Genomic DNA, 10,987 nt, shown 5'->3' with positions numbered 1-10,987 from the left:
GCCCTCCACTCAAGGGGGAGGGAGTCCGACTCCCGTGCTCGGCCCACGGACGACAGCCTCTCAAGTTAGTTGGCCTTTTCCCCGCTTCGTGCTAGCGAGCCCGCAAATCACATCACAGGGCGAAAAATCCTCATGAGCAAGACGGTCAAGGTCGGGCGGGCGCTGCTTTCGGTATTCGACAAGTCTGGCATGGCCGACTTCGCCAGGGGACTGGCCGCCACCGGCGTCGAACTGGTCTCGACCGGGGGCACCCACAAGCTGATCAAGGACGCTGGCTTGCCGGTCCGCGAGATCGCCGACCTCACCGGCTTCCCCGAAATGATGGATGGCCGCGTCAAGACGCTGCATCCCAAGGTGCATGGCGGTTTGCTGGCGGTGCGCGACAAGCCCGACCATGCCGCTTCGATGGCGGAACACCAGATCGGCGCCATAGACCTCGTCGCCGTCAATCTCTACCCGTTCGAAAAGACCGTGGCTTCCGGCGCCAGCTACGATGACATCATCGAGAATATCGATATCGGCGGCCCCGCCATGGTCCGCTCCGCCGCCAAGAACCACGCCTATGTGACCGTCGTCGTCGATCCCGCGGATTATCCGGCCATCCTCGCCGCCATAGCAGAGACCGGCGGCGTGCCCTTCGCGATGCGCCAGCGCCTCGCCGCCAAGGCCTATGCCCGCACCGCCGCCTATGACAGCGCCATTTCGACCTGGTTCGCCAGGGCCATCGACTACCCCGATATCCCCTGGCGCAGCTTTGCCGGCACCTTGCGCGAAGTCATGCGCTATGGCGAGAATCCGCATCAATGGGCCGGCTTCTACGCCAATGGCGAGGATCGCCGCGGCGTCGCCACCGCCACCCAGGTGCAGGGCAAGACCCTCAGCTACAACAATATCAACGATACCGACGCGGCGTTCGAGCTGGTCAGCGAATTCGACCCGGCCCAGGTCGCCGCCGTTGCCATCATCAAGCATGCCAATCCCTGCGGCGTCGCCGTGGCCGGCGACCTGCTGACCGCCTACCACAATGCCCTGCGCACCGACCCCGTCTCCGCCTTTGGCGGCATCGTCGCCACCAACCGGGAAATCGACGCCGCCACCGCCACCGAAATCGTCAAGGTCTTCACCGAGGTGATCGTCGCCCCCTCGGCGACCCAGGAAGCCCAGGACATCATCGCCGCCAAGAAGAACCTGCGCCTGCTGCTGACCGGCGGCATCGCCGACCCCAAGGCCGAAGGCCTGCTGGTCAAGTCGGTGGCCGGGGGCCTGCTGGTGCAGAGCCGCGACAACCGCAACGTCGACGATTGCGACCTCAAGGTCGTCACCAAGCGCCAGCCGACCGAAGCCGAAATGGCCGACCTGCGCCTCGCCGCCAAGGTGGCCAAGCACGTCAAGTCCAACGCCATCGTCTATGTGAAATCCGGCGCCACGGTCGGCATCGGCGCCGGACAGATGTCCCGCGTCGATTCGGCGCTCACCGCCCACCGCAAGTCGATAGACGCCGCCAGGGCGGCGGGGATCGAGGGCGCGCTGACGCAGGGTTCGGTCGCCGCGTCCGACGCCTTCTTCCCCTTCGCCGATGGTCTTGAAGCCCTGGTCGCCGCCGGCGCCACCGCCGTGATCCAGCCGGGCGGCTCGATGCGCGACGACGAAGTCATCGCGGCCGCCGACGCCGCCGGCATCGCCATGGTCATGACCGGCATGCGCCACTTCCGGCACTGATCTTCACCTCTCCCTTTTGGGGGAGAGGTGAGAACCTCACCGATCGGTGATACGCCCAGTCATCCCGGGTAAGAGCTTCCTAAGACTGCCATGGCAGATTGCCGGCATCGCGGTGGTGCAACCGCGACCCCGAGGCCTGTCCATGCGGTTGACCATTCCCGCCGATCTGTCGGCTTTGCTCCGGACCGGGCTTTGGCGCTCGGTGGCTTCGCTCGGCATCAAGGTGGCCACCGCCGGCCTCACCTATCTCACCTATGTCGTGCTCTCGCGCACCATGAGCCCCAGCGAATATGGCCGCTTCGCCTTTGGCCTGGCTTTGGCGACGGTCCTTGCCATCGCTGCCGGCATCGGCCAGCCCATGGCCGTGCTGCGCCTGTGGTCGCAGGAAACCGTTGCCGGCGATCACGATGGTGCCGATAGGGCCGTGCGCGCCGGCTCGACCCTGACCATCGCTGCCAGCCTCGCCATCGCTTTGGCACTCTGCATCGTCACCTTTGTCACGGTGCAGGTGGTGACCTTCGAGGAGACCGCCAACCACGTCTATGGCGCCGCCTTCCTTGTGCTGCCGATGGCGCTGTCCGAATACAATTCCTCGGCGCTGCGCGCGCAGGGCTCGCTCTGGACCGCTCTGGTGCCGCGCGACATCTTCTGGCGCCTGGCTTTGCCCGCCGCCGTGCTTGGGCTTTTCGCCATCGGCGTGGTGCTGAGCGGTCCCGATGCCCTCGTGCTGTCGGCGGCCCTGCTGGCAGGCATGCTGGCTCTGCAATTCTGGCAGGCCATGCGCTCAGGCTATGTGCTGACCCCGGTCATGCGGGGCGTCAAAGCCTATTGGGCCAACTGGGGCGGCATCAGCCGCTGGCTGATGCTGGGCGCGCTGATCGAGACCTTTGCACTCAATGCCGATGTGATCCTGGTCGGGCTCATGCTCGACCTCGAAAGCTCGGGCCTCTATTTCAACGCCTTCCGCACCGCGGGCCTGATGACGCTCTTCACCTTCGCCATCGAGCTGGTCATCGCGCCCATGGTGGCGCGGCATTTCCATGCCGGGGAAATGCGCCAGGCCCAGGCCATCACCGCCCTTGGCGCCGGCGCCGGTTTCGTCTTCTCGCTCGTGGTCTTCGCCATGTTCGCCCTGTGGGGCGAGTGGATCCTCAGCTTCTTCGGCCCGGCCTATGCCGAGGGCACACTGGTGCTGGTGCTGCTCTCGCTTGGCCTGCTGTTCGACGCCGCCACCGGCCCCTCCAAGATCGTCATGATGATGACCGGCCATGAGCGCGCCTATGTCGCCATCTTTGGGCTCATCATGGGCCTTGGCTTCCTGGTGCAGATCGCCGTAATCCCCGCCTTCGGCATTGTCGGCGCCGCCGCCGCCAATATGGGCGCACGCATCGTCGCCCAGGTCGCCATCGCGCTCTGGTGCCGCTTCCGCATCGGCCTCGATACCAGCCTCCTGGGTGTGTTTTCCATCCGCCGGGCCGGCTGAAACGAGCCGTACCCATGAGTACGGTTATGCTTGACCGCTCCTCCGTCCCGGCTTAGAACCACTCCGAACTTCCCCTGCCGGAATACCGATATGACCAAGGCCCGCACGCTTTACGACAAGATCTGGGACGACCATCTGGTCCAGAACAACGAGGATGGCACCTCGCTGCTCTATATCGACCGGCACCTGGTGCACGAAGTGACCAGCCCCCAGGCCTTCGAAGGCCTGCGCATGAACAACCGCAAGGTGCGCCACCCCGAGCGCACCCTGGCCGTGGTCGACCACAACGTGCCCACCACCGACCGTTCGCTGCCCAATCCCGACCCGGAAAGCGCCATCCAGATCGAGACGCTGGCCGAAAATACCCGCGATTTCGGCATCGAATATTTCGATCCCTTCGACAAGCGCCAGGGCATCGTCCACATCGTCGGCCCCGAGCAGGGCTTCACCCTGCCCGGCATGACCATCGTCTGCGGCGACAGCCACACCTCGACCCACGGCGCCTTTGGCGCCCTGGCCCACGGCATCGGCACGTCCGAGGTTGAGCATGTCCTCGCCACCCAGACGTTGATCCAGCAAAAGGCCAAAAACATGCTGGTGCGCGTGGATGGCACGCTGCCGCCCCATGTCACCGCCAAGGACATCATCCTCGCCATCATCGGCGAAATCGGCACGGCCGGCGGCAATGGCCATGTCATCGAATTTGCCGGCGAAGCCATCCGCTCGCTCAGCATGGAAGGCCGCATGACGGTCTGCAACATGACCATCGAAGGCGGCGCCCGCGCCGGCCTGATCGCCCCCGACGAAAAGACCTTCGAATACGTCAAGGGCCGCAACCGCGCCCCGACGGGCAAGGCCTGGGACATGGCGCTCGACTATTGGAAGACCCTCTATACCGACGAGGGTGCAGTCTATGACAAGGTGGTCATCCTCGACGCCGCCAAGCTGCCGCCGATCGTGTCATGGGGGTCTTCGCCCGAGGACGTCATCACCGTCACCGGCGCCGTGCCCAATCCTGATGACATCGCCGACGAGAACAAGCGCGCCAGCAAGTGGCGGGCGCTCGACTATATGGGCCTCAAGCCGGGCACCCCGATCACCGATATTGCCATCGACCGCGTCTTCATCGGCTCCTGCACCAATGGCCGCATCGAGGACCTGCGCGCTGCCGCTGCCGTGATCGGCGACCACAAGGTGGCCCCCACGGTCAGCGCCATGGTCGTTCCCGGCTCGGGCCTGGTCAAGGATCAGGCCGAAGCCGAGGGCCTGCACACCATCTTCCTCAATGCCGGCTTCGAATGGCGCGAGCCCGGCTGCTCGATGTGCCTGGCCATGAACCCCGACAAGCTCAAGCCGCAGGAACGCTGCGCCTCGACCAGCAACCGCAATTTCGAAGGCCGCCAGGGCTTCAAGGGCCGCACCCACCTCGTGTCCCCCGCCATGGCCGCCGCCGCCGCCATTGCCGGCCACTTCGTCGACATCCGCGAGTGGCAGTAAGGCGCTGACTCCCAATTCTTCGTCATCACCCGGCTTGCCGGGTGATCCATGCTTGAGCGTCAGCGGAGAAGTGGATTGCCCGGACAAGCCGGACAATGACGGTAGCATGGAGCGTCCGGGATGAGCATTTCGAGCGAAGGCTGGCATAATCGTTTCGCGCCTACCCTCGACGATATCGAGGCCCTGGCCAGCCAGGCGCTCAGGGACCTGCCCGAGCCGTTCAAGTCGCTCGCCGCTGACGTCACCTGCTCGGTCGCCGAATTTGCCGACGATGACGTGCTCGAAGGCTTCGGCATGGAGAGCCCCTTCGAGCTGATGGGGCTCTTTTCAGGCATTGGCCTGACCGAAGATGGCGCCGTGCCCCAGACCGGCCAGTTGCCCAATACGGTCTATCTCTATCGCCGCGCCATCCTCGATTACTGGGCCGAGAATGACGACAACACCCTGGGCGAAGTTGTCACCCATGTGCTGATCCACGAACTGGGCCACCATTTCGGTTTTTCCGACGAGGACATGGAAGCCATCGAGGCGGCCGCCGACGCCGAATAATTGGCAGAACGCCTATGCGGTTCACCGACAGCCAAACCTTGCGTTAACGCCCGCTGCCTATGCTCGCGCCCGACGAGGGGTGGACGCCTTGGCGCAATTTGACGTGTTTTCATTGGCAGCTGCAATCACGGCCCTGCTGCTGGCGGCTGGCCTGCTGATCGCCTATGCGATCAATCGCAGCCTGACCGCCTTTGGCTGGTGGGCCGGCGCCTTCGCCCTGCTGGCTCTGTCGCTGGCCACGGTGACCATGCGACTGGGCGTGCCCGCCGTCTGGGTCAAATGGTTGAGCTGGGGCAGCTTCTATGCCGCGACCTGCCTTGTCGCCTACGGCCTGCACCGGAGCGGCGACACCCGCGCCAATCCGCTTGCCCGCATGGTGGCCGGGGGCGTGCTGTTCGTGGCCATCGCGACGGCCCTGACCGTGCTGAACGCCGCCCCGCATTACTGGATGCTGTTCGGCCCCATTCCCGTCCTCGTCTTCATGGTCTGGTCGGCGGCGCTGGTCTTCCGCGCCGGTTCCTGGGGCTATGGCCTGACCATGGTGTTCGGCATCGTCGCCATCGCCATCCGCTCAATTTTCCATCCGGGTGGCTTTTCCCGTCTCCTCAACCCTCCACCGCCACCCCCGCCAGTCCTGCGCGGCGGCTTTGCGCCGGCCTCCAATCCGGGCGCGGGCATTCCCCTGCAACAGCCGCCTCCGCCCGCCAGGGGCCTTTTCGACCTGGCCCCTCCGCCTGGCCCGCGCCCGCCCGTAGAGCACGCCTTGACCATCACCCTGATCACCCTGGCGGCGCTGCTGGTGCTGGCCATTGCCCTGGTACTGCGCAATGTGATGGCGGAGCTGAACCGGATGCGCGAGCGGTCGACCACCGACGCCATGACAGGCCTGCTCAACCGGGTGACCTTTGAAGAGGCGGCCGCCCTGCGCCTGGGCGAAACCGGCCTGCGCCCGGTCTGTGCCATCCTCTTCGACATCGACCACTTCAAGCGCATCAATGACACGGCGGGACACGCCGCCGGGGACCAGGTCATCGCCCGCCTCGGCCAGCTGCTGCGCGAAATGTCACTGACGCACGGCATTTCCGCACGTATTGGCGGCGAGGAGTTCGCCGTCATCCTGGCCGGCAGCGACCTGGCCGCCGCCCGGCTTTATGCCGAGGCAATCCGCTCGGGCCTGTCATCGGCCGATTTCGGCGATGCTGTCGGCTGGGGCGTGACAATGAGTGCGGGCATCGCCATTCACCAGCCCGGCGAGACCCTGCATGGCCTCATGGGTCGGGCGGATGAAGCCCTCTATGCGGCAAAGGCCGCTGGCCGCGACCGGGTCGTTGTCGCCAGTGACGCCACCGCGGCGGCGCACCGGCCAGGTCGAGCGGCAAATCGGGTCGCCAGCGCCTAGTCCCGCGGCACAAACTCGAACTCGGCCTCGTTTCCGCCGGACGGATCATCCGAGACACGCAGCGCCAGCTTGCCCTCGTCGAGGGCGGCGAACCATTCCTCCCAGCTCACCAGGTGAAAGCCGCCGATGCGGTCGGGCCCCTCATTGCCCTCGGTATTGATGGCATGCTGGCCAAAGGTCAGCTGCAGCAGCGTGCGGATGCCGGTGCCGTCGGGGGTATCCATCAGCATCGGATTGCCGCCCCGAGCCTCGGCCCATAGGCGGATATCGTCGCGGTTGGTAAGTGTCTTGGCCATAAGCGCGGCTCCCGTTTGCTCTTGCTTGCACAAGTGTCGCCTGTCCTGCTTGGTTCCGCAACAATTCCCAACGTGACCGTCGCCTGCTAAGACGCTGTCAAAGCTGGCGGAGCGAGCATGGACAGCAAGGCAAACAAGATTTTTCTGGGCCAGATCGGCGCGGCCCATGGCATCAAGGGTCAGGTGCGCATCGCCACCCACACCCAGGACCCCGAGGCCATCGGCAGTTATGGCCCGCTGGAGACCGACCGGCCCGGCCTCACCATCACCCTGACCAAGGTTCGGCTGCAAAAGAATGTGGTCATCGCTCACATCAAGGGCATTTCCGATCGCACGGCCGCCGAGCAGCTCAACGGCGTGAGCCTCTATATCGACCGCGAGAAACTGCCCGAGACCGAGGACGAAGACGATTTCTACCATGCCGACCTGATTGGCCTGGATGCCCGGCTCGAAAGCGGCGTGACCATCGGCAAGGTCTCGGCCGTGCCCAATTTTGGCGCCGGCGACCTGATCGAGGTCCGCGATCCACAAAGCGGGGATACCTTTCTCTACCCCTTCACCCGGGCCGTGGTGCCTCATGTCGACATTGCCGGGGGCTTTCTCACCATCGTGGTGCCCATGGATGCGCCCGAGGGCGAGGAAGAGCCCGATTGAGCTTTTCCGCCACCATCATCACACTGTTTCCCGAGCTGTTTCCGGGCCCGCTGGGCGCATCAGTACTGGGGCGTGGCCTGGCCGACAGCCTGTGGTCGCTTGAGGCCGTCCAGCTGCGCGATTTCAGCACCGACCGTCACCGCACGGTCGACGATACGCCCTCGGGCGGCGGCGCCGGCATGGTGCTCAAGCCCGATATCCTCGCCAAAGCCATCGACACCGTCTCGCCCGCGGGCGATCCGCGCCCGCGCCTCCTGATGTCCCCGCGCGGCGCCCCGCTGACCCAGGCCCGCGCCCATGAACTCGCTGAAGGCCCAGGCGCCGTCATCGTCTGCGGCCGCTTCGAGGGCATCGACCAGCGCGTCATCGACAACAGGGGCCTCGAGGAAATCTCCATCGGCGACTATGTGCTGGCTGGCGGCGAAGTGGCCGCCATGGTGCTGCTCGAGGCGGTGGTGAGGCTGATCCCGGGCGTCCTGGGCAGCGCCGACAGCCATGCCGACGAGAGTTTTGAGAACGGCCTGCTCGAATATCCGCAATATACCCGCCCGCAGAGCTTTGAAGGCACCGAGATCCCGGCGGTGCTGACGTCGGGCGACCATGGCAGGATCGCCCGGTGGCGCGCCGAGCAGAGCCAGGCGCTGACAGCGGCGCGGCGGCCGGACCTGTTGAAGAAATAGGCCACACAACCTCCTACCATGGGCCTACTCTCCCCACCGCGTCATTCCCGGGAAGGCGGGAATCTCTGTTTTGCGATAGCGCAGGAGAAATGGAGATTCCCGCTTACGCGGGAATGACCCTGTGCTGGGAGCGTCGGCAAAGGGCCTTTGATAGTCTGATGACACGCAAACCCTAGACTCCCGGCGCTTTTTCCCCTATAGCCGCGCCACTATCCGCGTTGCTGGGCTAATCGGACCCGTGGCGCATCAATAAAAAGACGAAAAACCTCCGTTACCAACCAAGACCGGGCGACGAGCCGAAAGGCCCGATAAACGCTCCTTTGAAAAGATTCAGAACGGAATCGACATGACCAATATCATCCAGCAGATCGAGGCCGAGCAGGTCGCGGCTCTCTCGGCCAAGCGCGAGCTTCCCGAATTCACCCATGGCGACACCATCAAGGTGTGGGTCAAGATCCGTGAAGGCGACAAGGAACGCCTGCAGGCCTATGAAGGCGTCGTCATTGCCATGAACGGCGGCGGCATCACCTCTTCCTTCACCGTGCGCAAGATTTCCTACGGCGAAGGCGTGGAACGCGTATTCCCGCTCTATTCCCCGAACGTGGCCTCCATCGAAGTCCTCAAGCGCGGCAAGGTCCGTCGCGCCAAGCTGTACTACCTGCGCGATCGTCGCGGTAAATCGGCCCGCATTTTCGAATCGACCAATTCGCGCACCAAGAAGATCGAAGCCGGCGAGCGCACGGCCGCCCAGGCCGCACGCGAAGCCCGCGAAGCCGAAAAGATCGCCGCTGCCGAGGCCTTTGCCGCTGAACAGGCTGCCAAGGATGCTGAAGCCGCTGCCGCTGCCAAGGCCGCCGAGGCCGCTGCTGCTGCAGCCGCTGAAGAAGCACCCAAGGCAGAGTAAGCCGGGTTCCCATACCCGCCCCTGCCTGAACCAAATTCAGAGCCCGGCCCCCGCAAGGTGGCCGGGCTTTTTCGTTGGAGGAAGTCATGGATTCACGTGAAACTTCGAGCTGGCCGAAGGACAAATCGCTGCCATCGAACGATTTGCAGCGGACAATCCGAAGTGGTGACGGCCGTCGCACACAATACGGGGCATTCTGTCGCCAGCCCACCGGCCGTCACCCTCGGGCTTGACCCGAGGGCTCTACACTTGCGGAGTGTCTAGTTTGTACGGTGCCCTCGGGTCGAGCCCGAGGGTGACGATCGAGCATGTGGCCAGCGTCGCGAACGCCGCCATTTCCGGCTTGTCCTCCCCCATCGCCTCCGCAATAAGAAGCCTCCCGCCGCGCCCGCGAGTCTCCCATGCCCGTCTCGATCGTCACCTGGAACATCAATTCGATCCGCCTGCGTCTGCCCATGGTGCTCGATTTCATCGCGCAGCATGCGCCCGACGTGATCATGTTCCAGGAGATCAAGTGCCTGGACGACCAGTTCCCGCGCAACGCCTTCCGCGATGCCGGCTATCCGCATATGGCCGTGCATGGGCAGAAGGGCTATCACGGCGTCGCCATCGTCTCGAAGTTTCCGCTGACCGACGTCTCGAGCCGGATGTTCTGCGACATCCCCGAATCGCGCCACGTCTCGGCGCTGACCGATTTCGGCCACGGCCCGGTGACGCTGCATGATTTCTATATCCCGGCCGGCGGCGACGAGCCCGACCCCGAGATCAACCCCAAATTCAAGCACAAGCTAGGCTTTTTGAGCGAGCTGACCAGCTGGTTCGCCGAGCCCATGTTCCAGCGCGGGCACCTGATTGCCGGCGATTTCAACATCGCCCCGCACGAAAACGACGTCTGGAGCCACAAGCAGCTGCTCAAGATCGTCAGCCACACACCCGTCGAGACCGAGGCGCTCAACGCCATCCTCAATGGCGGCCATGGCTGGACCGACCTGGTGCGCAAGCATGTGCCCTATGACCAGAAACTCTATTCCTGGTGGAGCTATCGCAGCGCCAATTGGGAACTGGCCAACAAGGGCCGCCGGCTCGACCATATCTGGGCCACGGCTGATGTCGCCGAGCACTGCATCGGCACCGAAATCGTCAAGGCCTTCCGCGGCTACGCCCCGCAACCGAGCGACCACGTGCCTGTCATCGCGAAGTTCGCGGGGGTGTGAGGGAGCCGGTTCTTTCTCCCGGCCTCACCACAAGCCCGGGGGTGTCGCGGCTGGTGGATGGGCGAGACGAACCTCAGCCCTGCCCACCCTTCATCTTCCGCCGCACCGGTTCCAGCGCGCCCAGATAATTGCCCAGGTCCCGCTCGACCCGCGCCACCGCGCGTTGCGCCAGTTCGGGCGATTGCTGCACCAGCTTGAGGAAAGCCGTCCGCGGCACGAACAGCGTCTGCGTGTCGGTGACGGCGGTGATGGTCACCGGGCGCGGCTTGGCAAGGATCAGCGCCATGGCGGAAACCACGCTGCCCGGCTCGGAAATCGCATAGGGCTTGCCGGCGCCCGGCCCTTCGGGCTTGGCCTTGAGCGTACCCTCGACCAGCACGAACGCGCCCATTGGCATGTCACCGGCCTTGTAGAGCACCGCATCGGGATCGAAATGCCTGATGTCGCCGGCAAAGGCCAGCATGCGCCGCTGCTCGTCGTCGCAGATATCGAAGAATTCGGCCTGGGCCAGCGCCTCAGCCGCATCGTCCCTGATCATGAACCCATCCGGATGCGCAAGCGGCCCCGCCGGGAGCGGAGCCGCCTCATCCTA

General features: G+C 64.9%; 11 protein-coding genes. 9 read left to right on the top strand and 2 right to left on the bottom strand.

The features are described 5' to 3' along the window. Positions 1-132: 132 nt before the first annotated feature. The 5 genes from purH to IH615_RS13170 all read left to right on the top strand — a co-directional run bounded on the left by purH (position 133) and on the right by IH615_RS13170 (position 6,647). Positions 133-1,719 carry a bifunctional phosphoribosylaminoimidazolecarboxamide formyltransferase/IMP cyclohydrolase gene (purH, locus tag IH615_RS13190; protein WP_291362334.1) on the top strand — a complete coding sequence of 529 codons (1,587 nt, stop codon included), beginning with the start codon at positions 133-135 and terminating at the stop codon, positions 1,717-1,719. 142 nt (positions 1,720-1,861) lie between these two features. After that, complete coding sequence (locus IH615_RS13185; protein WP_291362333.1) at positions 1,862-3,202, top strand: lipopolysaccharide biosynthesis protein; 1,341 nt, start codon at positions 1,862-1,864, stop codon at positions 3,200-3,202. Between the two features lie 90 nt (positions 3,203-3,292). After that, positions 3,293-4,699 (top strand): 3-isopropylmalate dehydratase large subunit, encoded by a 1,407-nt coding sequence (gene leuC, locus IH615_RS13180; RefSeq protein WP_291362332.1) that lies wholly within the window; start codon positions 3,293-3,295, stop codon positions 4,697-4,699. 120 nt (positions 4,700-4,819) lie between these two features. Beyond that, entirely contained in the window at positions 4,820-5,248 is a 429-nt protein-coding gene (locus IH615_RS13175; RefSeq protein ID WP_291362331.1) for a metallopeptidase family protein, read from the top strand. A 112-nt stretch (positions 5,249-5,360) separates the two neighbouring features. After that, entirely contained in the window at positions 5,361-6,647 is a 1,287-nt protein-coding gene (locus IH615_RS13170; RefSeq protein WP_291362330.1) for a GGDEF domain-containing protein, read from the top strand. Here the strand turns inward: IH615_RS13170 and IH615_RS13165 are convergent. Next, the gene (locus IH615_RS13165; protein WP_291362329.1) at positions 6,644-6,943 is read right to left on the bottom strand and encodes a hypothetical protein; all 300 of its coding nucleotides are present in this window, start codon (positions 6,941-6,943) and stop codon (positions 6,644-6,646) included. The genes IH615_RS13170 and IH615_RS13165 overlap by 4 nt on opposite strands. 117 nt (positions 6,944-7,060) lie before the next feature. Between IH615_RS13165 and rimM the strand changes: the two genes are divergently transcribed. The 4 genes from rimM (at position 7,061) to IH615_RS13145 (ending at position 10,395) form a co-directional block, all read left to right on the top strand. Continuing rightward, positions 7,061-7,597, top strand: coding sequence for a ribosome maturation factor RimM (rimM, locus tag IH615_RS13160; protein ID WP_291362328.1), 537 nt, complete (start codon positions 7,061-7,063; stop codon positions 7,595-7,597). After that, positions 7,594-8,277: a tRNA (guanosine(37)-N1)-methyltransferase TrmD gene (gene trmD / locus IH615_RS13155; protein ID WP_291362327.1), complete on the top strand. Its 684-nt coding sequence runs from the start codon at positions 7,594-7,596 to the stop codon at positions 8,275-8,277. Before rimM ends, trmD begins: the two co-directional genes overlap by 4 nt. Positions 8,278-8,623: 346 nt before the next feature. Beyond that, positions 8,624-9,181 (top strand): 50S ribosomal protein L19, encoded by a 558-nt coding sequence (rplS, locus tag IH615_RS13150; RefSeq protein WP_291362326.1) that lies wholly within the window; start codon positions 8,624-8,626, stop codon positions 9,179-9,181. A gap of 401 nt (positions 9,182-9,582) precedes the next feature. Continuing rightward, complete coding sequence (locus IH615_RS13145) at positions 9,583-10,395, top strand: exodeoxyribonuclease III (protein WP_291362325.1); 813 nt, start codon at positions 9,583-9,585, stop codon at positions 10,393-10,395. 73 nt (positions 10,396-10,468) lie between these two features. Here the strand turns inward: IH615_RS13145 and IH615_RS13140 are convergent, their stop codons facing one another. Further along, positions 10,469-10,933, bottom strand: a complete 465-nt coding sequence (locus tag IH615_RS13140; protein WP_291362324.1) for a cyclic nucleotide-binding domain-containing protein — start codon at positions 10,931-10,933, stop codon at positions 10,469-10,471. Between the last annotated feature and the right edge of the window lie 54 nt (positions 10,934-10,987).

The organism is Devosia sp., assembly GCF_014860165.1.
GTDB lineage: Bacteria > Pseudomonadota > Alphaproteobacteria > Rhizobiales > Devosiaceae > Devosia.
The sequence above is the reverse complement of the archived record's forward strand: the minus strand, read 5'-3'. Positions and strand labels throughout refer to the sequence as shown.

Bases quoted from the DNA above. Each gene is read 5' to 3' on its own strand.
- IH615_RS13185 (WP_291362333.1), top strand. From the start codon at position 1,862: ATGCGGTTGACCATTCCCGCCGATCTGTCGGCTTTGCTCCGGACCGGG.
- IH615_RS13145 (WP_291362325.1), top strand. From the start codon at position 9,583: ATGCCCGTCTCGATCGTCACCTGGAACATCAATTCGATCCGCCTGCGT.
- leuC (WP_291362332.1), top strand. From the start codon at position 3,293: ATGACCAAGGCCCGCACGCTTTACGACAAGATCTGGGACGACCATCTG.
- rplS (WP_291362326.1), top strand. From the start codon at position 8,624: ATGACCAATATCATCCAGCAGATCGAGGCCGAGCAGGTCGCGGCTCTC.
- purH (WP_291362334.1), top strand. From the start codon at position 133: ATGAGCAAGACGGTCAAGGTCGGGCGGGCGCTGCTTTCGGTATTCGAC.
- rimM (WP_291362328.1), top strand. From the start codon at position 7,061: ATGGACAGCAAGGCAAACAAGATTTTTCTGGGCCAGATCGGCGCGGCC.
- IH615_RS13165 (WP_291362329.1), bottom strand. From the start codon at position 6,943: ATGGCCAAGACACTTACCAACCGCGACGATATCCGCCTATGGGCCGAG.
- IH615_RS13175 (WP_291362331.1), top strand. From the start codon at position 4,820: ATGAGCATTTCGAGCGAAGGCTGGCATAATCGTTTCGCGCCTACCCTC.
- IH615_RS13140 (WP_291362324.1), bottom strand. From the start codon at position 10,933: ATGATCAGGGACGATGCGGCTGAGGCGCTGGCCCAGGCCGAATTCTTC.